This is a genomic window from Lichenibacterium dinghuense, assembly GCF_021730615.1.
Lineage (GTDB): Bacteria > Pseudomonadota > Alphaproteobacteria > Rhizobiales > Beijerinckiaceae > Lichenihabitans > Lichenihabitans dinghuensis.
In genome coordinates, this window is the sequence record NZ_JAJLMN010000001.1 from 3,070,925 (window position 1) to 3,088,092 (window position 17,168).

The following is a 17,168-nucleotide window of genomic DNA, read 5'->3' on the forward strand; positions in this document are numbered from 1 at the left end:
TTTCGAGTGTCAGCCCAGCGCCGCCGCCACCGCGTCGCCGCAGGCGCGCGTGTCGGCGGAGCCGCCGAGGTCGCGGGTGCGGGTGCGGGGGTCGGACAGGCTGCGCTCGATGGCGCGCACGATGTCGGCGGCGGCCTCCGCCTCGCCGAGGTGGTCGAGCATCATGGCGGCCGACCAGATCTGGCCGACCGGGTTGGCGATGCCCTGGCCGGCGATGTCGGGCGCCGAGCCGTGCACGGGCTCGAACAGCGACGGGAAGGTGCCCTCGGGGTTGATGTTGCCCGACGGCGCGATGCCGATCGTGCCCGTGCAGGCGGGGCCGAGGTCGGACAGGATGTCGCCGAAGAGGTTCGACGCCACCACCACGTCGAACCGGTCCGGGTTCAGCACGAAATGGGCGGTGAGGATGTCGATGTGGTACTTGTCCCACCGCACCTCGGGGTAGGAGGCCGCCATCGCCTCCACCCGCTCGTCCCAGTAGGGCATGGTGATGGCGATGCCGTTGGATTTCGTGGCCGAGGTGAGGTGGCGCTTCGGCCGCCTCCGCGCGAGGTCGAAGGCGTAGCGCAGCACGCGGTCGACGCCGTGGCGGGTCATCACCGTCTCCTGCATCACGACCTCGCGGTCCGTGCCCTCGAAGATGCGGCCGCCGATCGCGGAATATTCGCCCTCGGTGTTCTCGCGCACGACCCAGAAGTCGATGTCGCCGGGCTCGCGTCCGGCGAGCGGCGCCTTGACGCCCGGCATCAGCCGCGCGGGGCGCAGGTTGACGTACTGGTCGAACACGCGCCGGAACTGCAGCAGCGAGCCCCACAGCGACACGTGGTCGGGGATCTTGTCGGGCAGGCCGACCGCGCCGAAGAAGATCGCGTCGTGGCCGCCGATCTGCGTCTGCCAGTCTTCGGGCAGCATGCGGCCGTGCTTCTCGTAATAGTCGAAGGACGAGAAGTCGAACTGGTCGAAGGACAGGCCGAGCTTGTGCCGCTTGGCGACGGCTTCGAGCACCTTCAGGCCCTCCGGCACGGTCTCCTTGCCGATGCCGTCGCCGGGGATCACGGCGATGCGCCGCTGGTTGCCTGCAGCCGAAGCCCTGTCCGCCATGTCCCGCTCCCCTTCCACCCCACTGATGACCCGCCCCGCGGGGGCGAGGGGGAGACCCCCGCCCGCCGTGCCGCTCAGCGGTCGTCGAGCGTGAAGCCGATCTTCAGCGTGACCTGGAAATGGGCCACCTTGCCGTCCTCGACGTGGCCGCGCGTCTCGACGACCTGGAACCAGCGGATGTTGCGGATGGTCTTGGACGCGTCGGCGATGGCCTCCTTGATGGCGTCGTCGATCCCGGTCGGCGAGGAGCCCACGACCTCGATCAGCCGGTAGGTGTGTTCGGACATCTGTCTTCCCATGGTCAGCGGCGCCGGCCCGGCGCCCGGTCAGGACGGAATGCGCGAACCCGCCGTTCGGCTCCCGCCCCCGCGCGCTTCAGTTCCGCCCGGCGCCGTCCCGAGCGGCGGCACGAAGGCGAGGAACAGGTGGAAGCCGCCGGAGCCGGCCGCCGCCTCGGCCTCGAACGGGCAGAAGCCCCGCACCGGCCGGCCGCCGTCCGTGATGGCGAAGCCGAAGTCCCACTCGCCGCAGAGGAGGAAGCGCGGCACCGGCGCCTCGGCCGGCACGGCGCAGCACAGTCCGCCGTCGCTGCGCCGGCGAAAGACGTTCCAGGTCCGGAAATCGGCGTCCATCGCGGCCCCGCCCGTTCGAACGGGGCGAGACTGGATCGCGGTGCAGGGGGCGGCACTAACCTAGCATCGGATGCCCCCGGTCCGACGCGAAAAAGTCTCAGATCCGAACGCACCCCGGTCAGGGGTGCGGCGGCTCCGGGCGCGGCCGCTCGGCGGCGGACCGGCTCCGCCGCGGGGACGGGGCGGGGCGGGCGAGCGCCTCGCTGCCGTCCGGCGCCACGCGCATCAGCGTGAGCAGGTTGCGCGCCTTGCGCAGCACCTCGAAGCGGAAGCCGTGGAAGGTGAACACCTGGCCGACGTCCGGGATGGTCTGCGCCTCGTGGATGACGAGGCCCGCGATCGTGTTGGCCTCCTCGTCGGGCAGCTCCCAGCCCATCACGCGGTTGAGGTCGCGGATCGGCACGGAGCCGTCCACCGTGACGCTGCCGTCCGCGTTGACGCGCAGGCCCTGGACGGCGAGGTCGTGCTCGTCGCGGATGTCGCCGACGATCTCCTCGAGGATGTCCTCCAGCGTGACGAGGCCCTCGACCTCGCCGTATTCGTCGACCACCAGCGCGAAGTGCTGCTTGCGGCGCAGGAACTCCTGGAGCTGGTCCTGCAGGCTGGTGGTGGCCGGCACGAACCAGGGCTCGAAGGCGATGGCCGCGATGTCGAGGCCGGAGCCGTCGCCGCCGTGCTCGGAGAGCGCGCGCAGCACCTCCTTGGCGTGCAGCACGCCCACGATCTCGTCGGGCTCGCCGCGCCACAGCGGCAGGCGGGTGTGGGGCGAGGCCAGCACCTCGCGCAGGACCTCCGCCGGGGGCAGCGCGGCGTTGATGCTCTGCATCTTGGTGCGGTGGACCATCACGTCCTGCACCTCCAGCTCGTGCAGGTCGAGCAGGCCGCCCACCATGTCGCGGTCGGAGCGCTCGACGTTGCCCTCCTGATGGAGGAGGTCCACGGCGCTCTTCAGCTCCTCGACGCCGCTCAGCATGGAGCGGTTCTCGTCGAGGTTCACGCCGCAGACGCGCAGGATGCCGCGCACGAAGATCTCGACTGCGCTGAGCACGGGGCCGAACACGGCCACCATGGTGGCCACCATGCGGGCCAGGAACAGCGAGGACCGGTCGGGGAAGTTGATCGCCACCGTCTTCGGCAGCACCTCGGCGAAGACCAGGATCACCACCGTCATCAGCATCGTGGCGTAGATCACGCCGCGCTCGCCCACCAGGGCGAGGAGCACGCTGGTGATGAGGGCGGAGGCCGTGATGTTGGCGACGTTGTTGCCGAGCAGCATGGCGCCGATGAAGCGCTCGCGGTCCTCGAGCAGGCGCGTCACGATGCCGGCGCGCTTGTCGCCGCCCTTCTCGATGGCGTGCATGCGGGCGCGGGAGGCCGCCGTCAGCGCCGTCTCGGCCGCGGCGAAGAAGGCCGACAGCGTGATGCAGAGCACCACGATCGCCATGTCGAGCCAAAGGTCCGCCCCCTGGGCGGCCACCTCGGCCGGAGCGCCATGCATCGGTTCAGCCCTTCGCCATCTCGCCGTCGAGGAAGTCCCGCACCGCCGCCGTCTGCACGTCCGGTGCCACGAAGCTCCGGCCGATGCCGCGGGCGAGGATCAGGTTGAGGCGCCCGCGCGTCACCTTCTTATCCTGCATCATGGCGTCGAGCATCGCGTCGGGACCGTCGCTCCAGCCCGGCACGTCGCGGATGCGGGTCGGCAGGCCGGCCGCGCGGAAGTGGCGCTCGACGCGCGCCGCGTCCCCCTCGGGGCAGAGCCCTCGCGCGGCCGAGAAGCGGAACGCCAGCGCGATGCCGACCGCCACCGCCTCGCCGTGGACCAGGCGCGCCCCGTCGTAGGCCGTCAACCGCTCCAGCGCGTGGCCGAAGGTGTGGCCGAGGTTCAGGAGCGCGCGGTCGCCCCGCTCGTGCTCGTCGCGCCCCACCACGGCGGCCTTGGAGCGGCAGGACTGCGCGACCGCGTGGCGGCGCGCCTCCGCGCCGTTCGCGCCCCCGGCGAACACGGCCCCGCGGTTCTCGTCGAGCCAGTCGAAGAAGGGCGCGTCGTCGATGAGGCCGTATTTCACCACCTCGGCGTAGCCGGCGCGGAATTCGCGCTCGGGCAGCGTGTCGAGGCAGTCGGTGTCGATCAGCACGAGGGACGGCTGGTGGAAGGCGCCCACGAGGTTCTTGCCCTGGGGGGCGTTGATGCCGGTCTTGCCGCCGACCGACGAATCCACCTGGGCGAGGAGGCTGGTCGGGATCTGCACGAAGCGCATGCCGCGCTTGAGCGTCGCCGCCACGAAGCCGGCGAGGTCGCCCACCACGCCGCCGCCGAGCGCCACGACGAGGTCGCCGCGCTCCGCCCGCGCGTCGAGCACGGCGCCGCAGACCTCCGCGTAGGCGGCGAAGCTCTTCGAGCCCTCGCCGGGCGCGACCACCACCTCGGCGTGGCGCACCCCGGCGGCGTCGAGCGAGGCGAGGAGCGCGGGCAGGTGGTGGCGCGCGACGTTGCGGTCCGTGACGACCGCGCAGGCGGCGCCGGGGGCGAGCGCGGCGACGCGCGCGCCGGCGCCGGCGACGAGGCCGGGGCCGATCAGGATGTCGTAGGAGCGGTCCCCGAGCCCGACGGGGATGGAGGTGGGTTCCGGGGACGGGGTCACGGGAGGAGCCGCCCCGCGATGGCGGCCGCCATCGCGTCCACCATGACCTCGTGCGAGCAGTCGCGCGAGTCCACCGTGACGTCGGCCTCGGCGTAGACGGGGTAGCGTTCGGCCATGAGGCGCTTCAGGGTCCCTTCGGGGTCGGGCGTGCGCAGCAGCGGCCGGTTCGACCGCTTGCGCACGCGGCGCATCAATACGTCGAAGTCGGCCCTGATCCAAACCGACAGGCTGCCCGACTTGATGGCGGCGCGGGTGGCGGGGTGGATGAAGGCGCCCCCGCCGGTCGCGACGATGCGCGGGCCGCCGTGGATGAGGCGGTCCACCACGCGGTTCTCGCGGTCGCGGAAGAAGGGCTCGCCGTGGCGGGCGAAGATGTCGGGGATGGTCATACCGGCGGCGGTCTCGATCTCGATGTCGCTGTCGACGAAGTCGAGGCCGAGGTGGGCGGCGAGGCGTCGGCCCATCACGGTCTTGCCGGCCCCCATCATGCCGGTGAGCACGATGGGGCGGGGGCCGAGGTGGCGCAGGATGGCGGAAGCGCGGGCCGCCCCGGCCTCGGCGCGATGTCCGCCCCTGCCGTGATCCGTCCCGCTGTCCGCGTGATACGCCGTCGCCCTCATGCGGGCGATGTTAGCATGCGGATCGAACGTTGCTAATCCCGCGCGGGGATCGCGCCGGTGGAGATCGGCTCGGGACGCCCTGGGGCATGCCGGTCTTCCGCGCCACGTCTCAGGAAGCCCGGGGCCAGCGAACGCCGGGGCGTCCGCAGCGTCGACACCCGGCGGCAGGCCCTCAATGCGCCTCGAGCGGCGGCAGGTCGAGGTGCTGCTCGACGCGGCGGAGGCGCGCCTCCAGCTCGCTGATGAGGACGCCGTGGCCCACCACGGAGGTGTGATACTCGATCACGGCCCGGCGCAGCCCGACGATCTGCTCGCCGAGGTCTTTGCGGACTCCGGCGATCTCCCGGCGCACGTCGATGAAGTCCGACGCCATGTCGGCGCGCAGCGACCCGATCTCGGATCGGAGGTCGGCGAGGTCGGCCTTGGTCGCCATCTCGGCCCGCATGCCGGCCATGTCGGCCCGCATGTCGCGGAGAAGCTGGAGGACGAGGTTCTCGGGCTCGGTGCTCATGGAGCTCATCCTACCGCCGGTTTCATCGGCGCGCCATCGGGCCGCTCCGGGGGCGCAGGTCGTTCTTTCGCGGCAGCGCACACCTTCCGGCCCGCACCGCGGCGATGCTAAGGGACGGGCCTCCTCAGGGTCCACCCAGGCAGGGCGATGCTCAACGACTCGACGGCCGACACCTCCGCGCCCGCCGCGATCCGGCCCGGCCCCGGCCGGCCCGAGCCGCTCGGCGTCACGCCGACGGACGGCGGCGTCAACGTCGCGGTCTTCTCGGCCCACGCGACAGAGATCGTGGTCTGCTTCTACGACGCGGCGGGCGAGGTCGAGCAGTCGCGCTTCACGCTGCCCGAGCGCACCGGCGACGTGCACCACGGCTTCATCCCCGGCGTGCAGCCCGGCGCCCGCTACGGGCTGCGCGCGCGCGGCCCCTGGGAGCCGTGGAACGGGCACCGCTTCAACGACGCCAAGCTGCTGCTCGACCCCTACGCCGTCGCGGTCGACCGCCCCTTCGCGCTCGACGACAGCATGTTCGACGCGGCCCCCGGCGCGCAGGAGCCCGACCGGCGCGACAGCGGCCCCGCCATGCCGAAGGCGATCGTGGGCGCGCCGGAGACCGCGTTCGCCTGGGGCGGCGCGCCCGCCTGGGCGCGGACCAGCATCACGGAGGTGCACGTCCGCGGCTTCTCCAAGCTCCACCCCGGGGTGCCGGAGGAGATCCGCGGCACCTTCGCGGGGCTCGCCTCGCCGGCCGCGGTCGACCATTTCAAGGCGCTCGGCATCACCACGCTCGAGCTGATGCCCGCCATGGCCTGGGCGGACGAGCGGCACCTCAAGGGGCTCGGCCTTTCCAACTACTGGGGCTACAACCCCGTCGCCCTGCTGGCGCCGGACCCGCGCCTCGCCCCCGGCGGCTGGGCGGAGGTGCGCGCCGCCACCGCGGCCCTGCACGAGGTCGGCATCGAGGTGCTGCTCGACGTCGTCTACAACCATTCGGGCGAGGGCGACGAGCACGGCCCGACGCTGAGCTTCCGCGGCCTCGACAACGCGTCCTACTACCGGCTCGACGCCGCCGACCCGTCCCGCTACGTCAACGACGCCGGTTGCGGCAACGTCTTCGACGCCGAGCACCCGGCCGTGGTGCGGCTGGTGCTCGACTCGCTGCGCGCCTGGGCGGTCCACGGCGGCATCGACGGCTTCCGGTTCGACCTCGCGCCCGTGCTCGGCCGCCGCCGCATGGGCTTCGACCCCCACGCGCCGATCATCGCCGCCATCGCGCAGGACCCGGTGCTGCGCGGGCTCAAGCTCGTCGCGGAAGCCTGGGACATCGGCCCCGGCGGCTACCAGGTGGGTCAGTTCGACGGGCTGTGGGGCGAGTGGAACGACCGGTTCCGCGACGGCGTGCGCGGCTTCTGGACCGGGCGGGCCGGGCCGGCGGAGCTGGCGAAGCGCGTCACCGGCTCGGCCGACCTCTTCGCCGCCAAGCGCCACCCGTCGCGCTCGGTGAACTTCGTCACGGCGCACGACGGCTTCACGCTGCGCGACCTCGTCAGCTACGACGCCAAGCACAACGAGGCCAACGGCGAGGACAACCGCGACGGCCGCGACGACAACAGCTCCTGGAACCACGGCGTGGAAGGCCCGACGGAGGACCGCGCCGTGCTCGCGTCCCGCGCGCGGGACGCCCGCAACATCCTGGCCACGCTGCTCCTGTCGCGCGGCACCCCGATGCTCGGGCCCGGCACCGAGCTCGACCAGACGCAGGGCGGCAACAACAACCCGTATTCCCAGGACAACGCCGTCTCCTGGCTCGACTGGTCGAAGCCCGACCACCCCATGCTCGGCTTCGTGCGTCGTCTGCTCGACCTGCGCGCCGCCCATCCGGCGCTGACGCGCGACCGTTTCCCCTCCGGCGCCCCGCTGCCGGGCGTCGACCTGCCCGACGTGGCCTGGCGCCTGCCGGACGGCCGCAGCCCCGAGGCCCACGATTGGGAGAACCCGCCGAGCGCGACGCTGGTCGGCGTGCTGGCGGCCCCGAGCGCGCTGCCGGGCGGCGCGACGGACCGCGTGATGATCGTGTTCCACGCCGCCGAGGAGGCGCTGGCCGTCGCCCTGCCGGAGCCGCGCCCCGGCTGGCGCTGGAGCCGCGCGTTCGACACCGCGTCCGAGGGCGAGCCCCCGCACCCCGACGAGCACGGCGAGGCCGCGGTGGAGCCGCGCTCCGTGGTGCTGTTCGCCGAGCGCGAGGGCGCGGCGGCGCGGCCCCGCCGGCGCCGCTCGCCCGACGAGGTCGTGACGGTGCTGGCCGAGGCCGCCGGCATCGCGCCCGAGTGGTTCTCGGCGACGGGCCAGCGCAATCGCGTGTCGCCGGACGCCAAGCGGGCCATCCTGCGCACCATGGGGCTCGAAGCCGGCACCGAGGGCGAGGCGCGCGACAGCCTCGCCCGCCTGTCCGACCGGCGCCTGCGCCCGCTGGCGTCCTCCACCGTGGGCCATGCCGGCGCCACGGTCGCGCTGGAGCTCGTGGTCGACGGCGGGGCCGAGCCGCTCACCGGGCGGCACGACGTGGCCGTGCTGCGCGAGGACGGCACGGTGGACCGCCACAACCTCGACGTCGACGGCGGCGAGCGCGGCGCCTTCGACGCGCCGGATGGCCGCCGCGGCCTGCGCACCCGCCTCGCCCTGCCGCCGCAGCCGACCGGCCGCCACCGGATCGTGCTCGACGGCGACGAGGCGGGGGCGAGCCTGCTGACGGTGGCGCCGCGCCGCTGCTTCATCCCGTCCGAGTACAGGGAGGGGCGCCGCGGCTTCGGCGTCGCGGCGCACCTCTACACGCTGCGGCGGCAGGGCGACGGCGGCATCGGCGACTTCACGACGCTCGGCACCTTCGCGGAAGAAGTCGCGCGCCACGGCGGCGACTTCGTCGGGCTGAACCCGATGCACGCGCAGTTCGCGGCCGACCGCGGGCGCGCCAGCCCCTACAACCCGTCCGACCGCCGCTTCCTCGACCCCGCCTACATCGACGTCGCGGCGCCCGGCATCGTCGGCGCCTCGCCCGAGGCCGCGGCCGTTCTGCAATCGCAGGCCGGCGCGCTCGACGGGCTGAGGGCCGCGACGGCGGTCGACTACGTCGGGGTCTGGGCCGCCAAGTCGGCCGTGCTGGAGGCCGCCTTCGCGAGCTTCGCGGCGCGCGGCCGCGACCCGGCCTTCGACGCCTTCGTGGCGGCGGGCGGGGAAGCGCTGCGGCGCTTCGCCATCTTCGAGAGCATCGCCGAGACCGTGCCGCGCCTGCCCTGGCAGCTGTGGGACGCGTCCTTGCGCGAGCCGACCGGCGCCGGCATCGCGCCCTTCGCGGAGGCCCACGCGGGCCGCGTGCGCTACCACCTGTGGCTCCAGTGGGTGGCGTCCTCCCAATTCGAAGCCGCCGCGGCGCGCGCGGCCGCGGCGGGGCTCGGCCTCGGCTTCTACCGCGACATCGCGGTCGGCACGGCGCCGGACGGCGCGGAATCCTGGGCGGAGGCCGGCAACTTCGCCCGCGGCGTGTCGGTGGGGGCGCCGCCCGACCCCTTCTCGGCCACCGGCCAGGTGTGGAGCCTGCCGCCGCCGAACCCGGTCGCCGAAGCCTCGACCATGTTCGCGACCCTGCTCAGGGCCAACATGCGCCACGCCGGCGCGCTGCGCATCGACCACGCCATGGGGCTGCAGCGCCTGTTCTGGGTGCCGGACGGGGCCAGCGGGGCCGACGGCGCCTACGTGGGCTACGACCTCGAGCGCAACCTCGCCGACGTGGCGCTGGAGTCCCACCGCGCCCGCTGCCTCGTCATCGGCGAGGACCTCGGCACGGTGCCGGAGGGCTTCCGCGACCGGCTCGACGCGGCCGACATCCTGTCCTACCGGGTGATGTTCTTCGAGCGCGACGGGCTGAACTTCATCCCGCGGCACGAATATCCGGCCAAGGCGGTGGCCTGCGTGGCGACCCACGACCTGCCCACGCTGGCGGGCTGGTGGGACGGCGCCGACTACGCCGAGCGTGGCTCCATCGGCCACATGACGCCGGAGGACGTCGCCAAGGCGGAAGGGGACCGCGCGCAGGAGAAGCACCGCTTCGCCGAGGCGGTGGGGGTCGAGAGCCTGGAGGACGCGCCCGGCGTGCCGCGCGGCGTGCTCGACGCCGCCAACCGCTTCGTGGCCGAGACGCCCTGCATCCTGGCCGTGGCGCAGGCCGAGGACCTCGTCGGCGAGACGGTGGCGGTGAACCTGCCCGGCACCAGCGTCGAGCGGCCGAACTGGCAGCGCAAGCTGTCGATGGACGTGACCGAGATCTTCGCGCAGGGCGGCGGCAGGCTGCCCGAGCGGGGCAGGGGAGAGGGGCTGGAGCTTTAGGGCGGGCGGAGCGGGGGAGGGGATCCCGCGTCACGCGATGGCGTGCGGGATCTCCTCGCTCAGCGTCCCATAGTCGCCGCGGTCCGGTGCCCCGTGCACGATCCGCTTCTCGGCCATGACCAGGATGCGGTCGGAGAGGCGGATCACCTCGGCGGGGTCCGTGGTCGGGCGCGGGATGCCGGACGCGTCCGCGAAGGCGCGCCCGCGCTCATGACGCTGCCGACCGCGCCGCCGGTCTGCCGGAGGACGTCGACCATCCCTTCGCGGGCGATCGCGGTGGCGCCGGTCGGCGCCCAACGGGCGGCCTGCGGCACGGCGGACGCCGGGCCGTGGCGAAGCGGGATCGGAGCGGGCGGGCAGGGGGCCTATGCCGACGATCGCGGGAACATGGCACCCGCGGTCCTTCCCTGTTCCGCCGCCGGCGGAGCCCGCCCGGCCGGGCCCGGCGTCACTTCACCAGCGCCATCGCGTCCCGGAAGCGCGGGTGCTCGGCGCTGCCGAGCCACTCGAACACCGTCATCTCGACTGTCACGATCTCGACGCCGTGCCGCTCCAGGCGCCGCAGCGCCGCCGCCTTGCTGGCCGGGGCGCGCGAGCCCACCGCGTCCTCGACCACGGCCACGCGCCGGCCGCGGTCGAGCAGGCCCAGCGCGGTCTGCAGCACGCAGACGTGGGCCTCGACGCCGCAGAGCAGCACGGTGGCGCGGTCCGGCAGCGCCGCGTCGAAGGCGGGGTCGCGCCCGGCGTCGAAGCCCATCTTGGGCAGGCGCGGCTCCGCGGGGGCGAGCGCCGGCACCGTGGCGCCGAGCCGGCCCGGGTTCTGCTCGGTGAACAGCACCGGCACGCCGCACAGCGCGGCCGCGTCGCGCAGGCGCTTCGCTTCGCGCAGCACGGCCTCGTGGTCCGCGATGGCGGGCATCAGCCGCGCCTGCAGGTCCACCATCAGCAGCGCCGACGCACCCGCCTCGATCGTCCTCATGCCGGCATCCTCCCTGCGAGCCTCCCCGATCCTGGTGCGGGGCGAGGCGGGACCGCAAGGGCCGACCGCGCGCCGCGCGCGGGCCGGGACGGCGCCGCTGGAGCGGCCCTTGCCGCGCACCCATATGTCGGCCGATAGTCACCGTTCCATCCCGCCCGCGCCGCCGCGGGCCCTGCAGGGGACACCGCCATGACCCCCCACCAGACCATGCTGGCCGCCGTCGAGGCGCACCGGCCCGGCTTCTCGCTCGCGCGCGACTTCTACTGCGACCCCGAGTTCTTCCGGCTCGACCTCGAGAACATCCACTACCGGGACTGGCTGTTCGCCGGCCACGACTGCGAGATCAAGCAGCCCGGCGAATGGTTCACGATGCAGGTCGGCGACTATCCGGTCGTGGTGGTGCGGGGCAACGACGGCGAGATCCGCGCGCACCACAACTCCTGCCGCCACCGCGGCTCGCGCGTCTGCACGACGGAGCGGGGCAGGTCGAAGCGGCTCGTGTGCCCCTACCACCAGTGGACCTACGACTTCGACGGCACGCTGCTGCGCGCCCGCCACATGGACGGCGAGATCGACAAGTCGCAGTTCGGCCTGAAGCCGGTCCATTGCCGCAGCGTCGGGGGCTACATCTTCGTCTGCGTCGGCCGCGACGCGCCGGACTGGGACGCGTTCAGCGCGACCGTCGCCCCCTATCTCGCGCCGCACGACCTCGCCGACACCAAGGTGGCCTTCACCTCCACCATCGTGGAGAACGGCAACTGGAAGCTCACCTGGGAGAACAACCGCGAGTGCTACCACTGCGCGGCCAACCACCCCGAGCTCATCCGCTCCTTCCCCGAGGCGCCGACCGTGACCGGCATCGACGCCGTGTTCAGCGACCCCGCCATGCTGGCCCACTGGGCGCATTGCGAGGGCGCCGGCCTGCCGTCGCGCTTCCAGATCGCGGCGGACGGGCAGCACCGCATCACGCGCGGGCCGCTGATCGAGGGCATCGAGAGCTACACGATGACGGGCGCCAAGGCGGTCAAGCGCCAGCTCGCCTCGGGGGTGACGGCGCCGCTGATCGGCACGCTGATGCTGTTCCACTATCCCTCGACCTGGAACCACGTGCTGGGCGACCACGCCTCGACCTTCCGCGTGCTGCCGATCGACGCCACCCATACGGAGGTGACGACCAAGTGGCTGGTCCACAGGGACGCGGTGGAGGGCGTCGACTACGACCTCCGGACGCTCACGGAGGTGTGGATCGCCACCAACGACCAGGACCGGCGCGTCATCGAGGAGAACCAGCGCGGGATCCTGTCGCCCGCCTACGAGCCGGGGCCCTACTCGATCGAGCACGAGTCGGGCGTGATGCAGTTCGTGGACTGGTACCTCGGCGCGACCCGCCGCGCGCTGCAGGGCGAGCCGAAGCTGCGCCGGGTGGCGTGACGGCGGCGCGCCCGCCCGGCGCTGCCGCGCCCGCCCGCCCGCCGCTTGAACTCGCCTCACCCCGTCGACATATCCGGCGGCGCGGCGGGGAGCGGCGTTCGGCATGGCGGGGGATCTGATCGGCATCGGGCTCTACACCGCCGCCGAGGCCGGGCTCCTGGTCCAGGTGCCGCCCGCCAAGATCATCCGCTGGCTGCGCGGCTACGAGGCGCACAGGCGCCACTACGAGCCGCTGTGGCACCCGCAGGTCCCGCAGGACGGCGAGGGCGCCACGCTGGGCTTCGGCGACCTGATGGAGGTGCGCGTCGCCGCCTCCTTCATCGCCGAGGGCCTCCCTCCGCACCGGGTGCGGCAGGCGATCCGCCTGGCCCGCGACGCCGCCGGCGAGGATCGCCCCCTGTCGACCCACGCCTTCCGCACGGATGGGCACTCGCTCTTCGTCGAGGTGGTCGAGGAGGATGGCGAGCCGGCGCTGATCGACCTGTTTCGCCAGCAGTACACGTTCCGGGACGTCGTCGAGCGCAGCCTGAAGCACGTCGACTACGACGACGCGGGCCGCCCTTCCGCGTGGTGGCCGCTCGGACCGTCGCGCTCCGTGCTGCTGGACCCCGCGCGCAGCTTCGGCCAGCCGATCGAGGCGGAAACCTCCGTGCCCGTCGCGGCGCTGGTCGGGGCGGTGCGGGGCGAGGGCTCCGCGGAGGCCGCCGCCGAGGCCTGGGGCGTGCCGGCCCGCGCCGTGCGCCGGGCGCTGTTCTTCCACGACGTCATCGAGGGGCGGAGGACGGCCGGGTGAGGGTGCTGTTCGACAAGGTCCTGTTCGATCTTTGGACGCCGCCGCGCCTGGCCGCGGCGCTCGACCGGCACCTGGCGGCGTCGGGCGGCGGGGCGGTGCACGTCGGCGACCTGCCGGGCGGGCCGCACGCGCCGGACCTCGCCCGGGTGGCCCGCGCGGGCGGCGGGCTCGTCGTCACGGGCGACGTCCGGCTCCACGGCGTCCCGGCGCTGCGCCTCGCATACCGGCAGGCCGGGCTGCGCGCCCTGGCGCTCGGCTCCGGCTTCGGGGCGCTGCCGGTCGGGCGGCAGGCGGCGCTGCTCGTCGAGCGCTGGCCCGAGGTCGAGCTGGTGCTCGGCTCCTCGCCGGCGCCCTTCCTGTTCGAGCTGCCGGTCGGGCGCTCCTGCGCGCTGCGGCCCCTGCCGCCGTGAGCCCTCAGCCCTCGTGGCCGAGCTGCACCTTCGGCGTCACGGCCGGCGCCGGGCCGCCGCCGCGGCCGACGCGGCGGGTGCGGAAGCGCTGGAGCTGGCCGTCCATCACCACGCCGGCCAGGATCACGCCGCCCATCACCGCGAAGTTCAGCGACGACGGGATGCCGAGCAGGTTGACGAGGTTCTGCAGCACCTGCAGCAGCACGGCGCCGAGCGCGATGCCGAGCACCGAGCCCTCGCCGCCGCGCAGCGAGCAGCCGCCCAGCACCGCCGCGGCGATGCCGTAGAGCTCGTAGAAGGTGCCGTGCGAGGCGGGCGAGATCGAGCGCGTGTACATGGCGAAGTAGATCGACGACACGCCCGCGATCCCCGAGCAGATCACGTAGGCCGAGGCGATCACGGCCTTGGTGCCGATGCCGGAATAGCGCGCCGCTTCCTCGTTCTTGCCCACCGCGAACAGGTAGCGGCCGAACACCGAGCGGTGCAGCAGCACGCCCATGATCAAGGCCGCGATCACGAAGATCACGAAGCTCATCGGCACGCCGCCGACCCGGCCCGTCGTCATGAAGTCGAGCGTCGGGAAGCTCTGACCGAAGTCGAAGCCGGCGGTGCCGTCGTCCGTGTAGTAGCGCGCGATGCCGCGGTAGATCAGCAGCCCGCAGAGCGTCACCACGAAGGGCTGGAGCTTCAGCCGGGTGATGAGCAGGCCGTGCAGCATACCGATGCCGATGCCCGCCGCGACCACGATCAGCACGGCCGCGATCCAGCTCAGCCCGTAGGTCGTCACGAGCGAGATGAAGACCACGCCGAGCAGCGCGAAGACCGAGCCGATCGACAGGTCGATGCCGCCCGTGATGATGACGAAGCCCTCGCCGATCGAGAACAGCCCGTAGAGGCCGATCAGGTTGGCGGTGTTGGAGATGTTGACGGGAGAGATGAACCGGGGGTTCAGCACCGCCACCACGGCCCCCACCACCACGATGAGCAGGAAGAGCCCGAGGTCCTTCTTCAGCATCCCAGAACTCCTACTGCACCGCGCCGACGGCGAGCCGCATCACGGCCGCCTCGCTGAGCTCGTCCCGCCCGAGCACGCCCGTGATGGCGCCCTCGTGCATCACCGCGACGCGGTCGGAGACGCCGATCACCTCCTCCATGTCGCTGGAGATCATCAGGATGGCGACGCCGCGGTCGGCCAGCGCCCGCATCAGCGCGTAGATCTCGGCCTTCGAGCCCACGTCGATGCCCCGCGTCGGCTCGTCGAAGATCATCACCTTGGGGGCCATGCAGAGCCACTTGCCGAGCACGACCTTCTGCTGGTTGCCGCCCGACAGCGAGCCCGTGCGGGTGGCGACGCTGGGCGCCTTGATGCGCAGCGAGCGGCGCTGCTCCTCCGCGTTGGCGCGCTCGGCCGCCCCGCCGACGAGGCCGAGGCGCGCGAAGCGCCCGAGGCTCGCCAGCGACACGTTCTGGACGATCGGGTCGTCGAGGATCACGCCGGACGCCTTGCGGTCCTCGGGGGCGAGGTAGATGCCGCGCGCGATGGCGTCCTTGGGCGAGGCGAGGCGGAGGTCCTCGCCGCTCATTCTGAGCGTGCCGGCCGCCGGCGGGTCGATGCCGAAGATCACGCGGGCCAGCTCCGTGCGGCCGGCGCCGATGAGGCCGCCGAGGCCGAGGATCTCGCCGGAGCGCAGCGGCAGCGTCACGGGGCGGTGCGGATAGGCCGCGGTCGCGACCCCGACGAGGTCGAGCGCGGGCGCGCCGGGGGGCCGCGCCGGCGGCGTGTAGAGGGACTGGAGGTCGCGGCCGATCATCAGCCGGATCATCGCCTCGTGGCGGATCTCGCCGCGCGCCAGCGTGCCCACCATGGCGCCGTCGCGCAGCACCACGACGCGGTCGGCGCAGGCCTCGACCTCGCTCAGGCGGTGCGACACGAAGACCACGGCCACGCCGTCGCGCTTCAGGTCCGCCACCACGGCGAGCAGGCGCTTGGTCTCGGTGAGGGTGAGGCTCGACGTCGGCTCGTCCATGATGATGAGTTTGGCGTCGAGCGACAGGGCCTTGACGATCTCCAGCATCTGGCACTGGGCGATCGACAGGGCCGAGACGGGCGCGTCGGCCGAAAAATCGCAGCCGAGGCGCTCCAGCAGCGGCGTCACCTTCCGGCGCAGGGCCGCGCGGTCGATCAGGCGCAGCGGGCCCGCCCGGGTCGGCTCGCGGCCGATGAACACGTTGGCGGCGGCGTCGAGGTTGTCGAAGAGGTTGAGCTCCTGGTGCACGAAGGCGATGCCGGCGCCGAGCGACTGGCCCACCGTGAGCGCCGGATGCTCGACGCCGCGGATCGCGATGGAGCCCGCGGAGGGCGCCACGACGCCGCCGAGCACCTTCATCAGCGTGGACTTGCCCGCGCCGTTCTCGCCGATCAGCCCCACCACCTCGCCGGGATGCACCGCGAGGCTGACGCCCTTCAGGGCGCGGACGCCGGGGTAGGTCTTCTCGATGGCGCGGAGTTCGAGCAATGGTTCGGACATGAGCGCCTTTCGACATGGAATCGAAGGAACAGCGAGCCTGCTCGCAGGCTCGCCCCCATCGAGCGCCGCAGGTCGGCAACAGCCGACGTGCGGCTGGTGATACGGCACCCCGGCCTGTTCGGCCGGATGCCGCATCACTTGCCCTGGCGCTGCTTCAGCTCGGCCGCGAAGGCGTCGACGTTGGCCTTGTCGATGATCTTGGTCGGGACGATCACCAGCCCGTCCTTCGGCAGGTCGGACTTGTCGCCCTCGATGTACTTGGCCATCAGCTTCATGCCGCGGTAGGCCCACTCGTAGGGCTGCTGCACCACGGTGCCGACGATCGTGCCCTCCTTCACGCCGCCCAGCGTCACCGGATCCTCGTCGAAGCCGACGATGGTGATCTGCCCGAGCTTCCCGGCCTCCTTCACGGCCTGGTAGATCTGCGGCGTGTTGTAGGAATAGATCCCCACCATGCAGGTGATGTCGGGCCGCGCCGTCAGCGCGTCCTCGACGTTGCGCTTGGCGCGCGCCTGGTCGATGTCGTCGGCCCGCACGTCGACGAGGTCGACCTTCGAGCCCTTGATGGCGTCCTTGATGCCGTCGATGCGCTCGCGCGCGTTGTCGGCCCCCGGCAGGCCGACGAAGCCCATGCACTTGCCGCCGTTCGGCATGGCCTTGGTCATCAGCGAGCCCGCCTGCTTGCCGGCGTCGATGTTGCTGGAGCCCACGTAGGCGACGCGCTTGGTCTTGGGCGCGTCGCTGTCCGTGGTGAACAGCGTCACCTGGCCGCCGATCTTGTCGAGCTCCTCCGTCTGCGTCTTGGGGTCGACGGCGCTGACCATGATGCCGGCCGCGCCCGAGGCCACCAGGTCGTCCATCAGCCGGTTCTGGATCGCGGCCGACGACTGCTCGGGGTACTTGATCTGCAGCTTGTAGTTCGGCAGTTCAGTCTGCGCCTTCTTCAGGCCGGCCTCCGCCGCCTTCCAGAAGTCCGACGCGCCGTTGACCACGAAGTACAGCGGCTTGGGGTCGGCCGCCTGGGCCTGACTGCACAGCAACGCTGCCGCAGCACTCGCGATGACGACGCCTCGCATAGTATCCTCCCGACATCTGTTCCGATTCTTTGATCGGCGTGAGCAGACTAGCACGGGTTTCCGCGAGCGCC

Annotated in this window: 15 protein-coding genes; 4 read left to right on the forward strand and 11 right to left on the reverse strand. The window is 72.8% G+C overall.

What is annotated here, in order from left to right; translation table 11 throughout:
- Positions 1 to 9: 9 nt before the first annotated feature.
- The 7 genes from L7N97_RS14665 to L7N97_RS14695 all read right to left on the reverse strand — a co-directional run bounded on the left by L7N97_RS14665 (position 10) and on the right by L7N97_RS14695 (position 5,506).
- Positions 10 to 1,101, reverse strand: a complete 1,092-nt coding sequence (locus L7N97_RS14665) for a tartrate dehydrogenase (protein ID WP_237479085.1) — start codon at positions 1,099 to 1,101, stop codon at positions 10 to 12.
- 74 nt (positions 1,102 to 1,175) lie between these two features.
- On the reverse strand, positions 1,176 to 1,388 hold the full coding sequence (locus L7N97_RS14670; RefSeq protein WP_129228370.1) for a dodecin: 213 nt from the start codon (positions 1,386 to 1,388) through the stop codon (positions 1,176 to 1,178).
- A 39-nt stretch (positions 1,389 to 1,427) separates the two neighbouring features.
- Positions 1,428 to 1,733, reverse strand: coding sequence for a hypothetical protein (locus tag L7N97_RS14675; RefSeq protein WP_237479086.1), 306 nt, complete (start codon positions 1,731 to 1,733; stop codon positions 1,428 to 1,430).
- A gap of 118 nt (positions 1,734 to 1,851) precedes the next feature.
- Positions 1,852 to 3,231: an HlyC/CorC family transporter gene (locus L7N97_RS14680; protein ID WP_237479087.1), complete on the reverse strand. Its 1,380-nt coding sequence runs from the start codon at positions 3,229 to 3,231 to the stop codon at positions 1,852 to 1,854.
- Between the two features lie 4 nt (positions 3,232 to 3,235).
- On the reverse strand, positions 3,236 to 4,375 hold the full coding sequence (gene aroB / locus L7N97_RS14685; RefSeq protein ID WP_237479088.1) for a 3-dehydroquinate synthase: 1,140 nt from the start codon (positions 4,373 to 4,375) through the stop codon (positions 3,236 to 3,238).
- Positions 4,372 to 4,995, reverse strand: coding sequence for a shikimate kinase (locus tag L7N97_RS14690; RefSeq protein ID WP_237479089.1), 624 nt, complete (start codon positions 4,993 to 4,995; stop codon positions 4,372 to 4,374). Before L7N97_RS14690 ends, aroB begins: the two co-directional genes overlap by 4 nt.
- Positions 4,996 to 5,167: 172 nt before the next feature.
- Complete coding sequence (locus L7N97_RS14695) at positions 5,168 to 5,506, reverse strand: hypothetical protein (protein WP_237479090.1); 339 nt, start codon at positions 5,504 to 5,506, stop codon at positions 5,168 to 5,170.
- 147 nt (positions 5,507 to 5,653) lie between these two features.
- Here L7N97_RS14695 and glgX point away from each other — a divergent pair, with 147 nt between their 5' ends.
- The gene (gene glgX, locus L7N97_RS14700) at positions 5,654 to 9,880 is read left to right on the forward strand and encodes a glycogen debranching protein GlgX (RefSeq protein WP_237479091.1); all 4,227 of its coding nucleotides are present in this window, start codon (positions 5,654 to 5,656) and stop codon (positions 9,878 to 9,880) included.
- Positions 9,881 to 10,328: 448 nt separating this feature from the next.
- Here the strand turns inward: glgX and L7N97_RS14705 are convergent, their stop codons facing one another.
- Positions 10,329 to 10,859 carry an isochorismatase family protein gene (locus L7N97_RS14705; protein WP_237479092.1) on the reverse strand — a complete coding sequence of 177 codons (531 nt, stop codon included), beginning with the start codon at positions 10,857 to 10,859 and terminating at the stop codon, positions 10,329 to 10,331.
- A gap of 189 nt (positions 10,860 to 11,048) precedes the next feature.
- On the opposite strand from L7N97_RS14705, the gene L7N97_RS14710 reads away from it, so the two are divergent.
- The 3 genes from L7N97_RS14710 (at position 11,049) to L7N97_RS14720 (ending at position 13,493) form a co-directional block, all read left to right on the forward strand.
- Complete coding sequence (locus tag L7N97_RS14710) at positions 11,049 to 12,290, forward strand: aromatic ring-hydroxylating oxygenase subunit alpha (protein ID WP_237479093.1); 1,242 nt, start codon at positions 11,049 to 11,051, stop codon at positions 12,288 to 12,290.
- A 103-nt stretch (positions 12,291 to 12,393) separates the two neighbouring features.
- Positions 12,394 to 13,083: a hypothetical protein gene (locus tag L7N97_RS14715; protein WP_237479094.1), complete on the forward strand. Its 690-nt coding sequence runs from the start codon at positions 12,394 to 12,396 to the stop codon at positions 13,081 to 13,083.
- Positions 13,080 to 13,493 carry a PIN-like domain-containing protein gene (locus L7N97_RS14720; RefSeq protein WP_237479095.1) on the forward strand — a complete coding sequence of 138 codons (414 nt, stop codon included), beginning with the start codon at positions 13,080 to 13,082 and terminating at the stop codon, positions 13,491 to 13,493. Before L7N97_RS14715 ends, L7N97_RS14720 begins: the two co-directional genes overlap by 4 nt.
- A gap of 4 nt (positions 13,494 to 13,497) precedes the next feature.
- Here the strand turns inward: L7N97_RS14720 and L7N97_RS14725 are convergent, their stop codons facing one another.
- The 3 genes from L7N97_RS14725 to L7N97_RS14735 form a co-directional block, all read right to left on the reverse strand.
- Complete coding sequence (locus tag L7N97_RS14725) at positions 13,498 to 14,508, reverse strand: ABC transporter permease (RefSeq protein ID WP_237479096.1); 1,011 nt, start codon at positions 14,506 to 14,508, stop codon at positions 13,498 to 13,500.
- A 10-nt stretch (positions 14,509 to 14,518) separates the two neighbouring features.
- Entirely contained in the window at positions 14,519 to 16,021 is a 1,503-nt protein-coding gene (locus L7N97_RS14730; RefSeq protein WP_237479097.1) for a sugar ABC transporter ATP-binding protein, read from the reverse strand.
- Between the two features lie 134 nt (positions 16,022 to 16,155).
- Positions 16,156 to 17,097: a sugar-binding protein gene (locus L7N97_RS14735; protein ID WP_237479098.1), complete on the reverse strand. Its 942-nt coding sequence runs from the start codon at positions 17,095 to 17,097 to the stop codon at positions 16,156 to 16,158.
- Between the last annotated feature and the right edge of the window lie 71 nt (positions 17,098 to 17,168).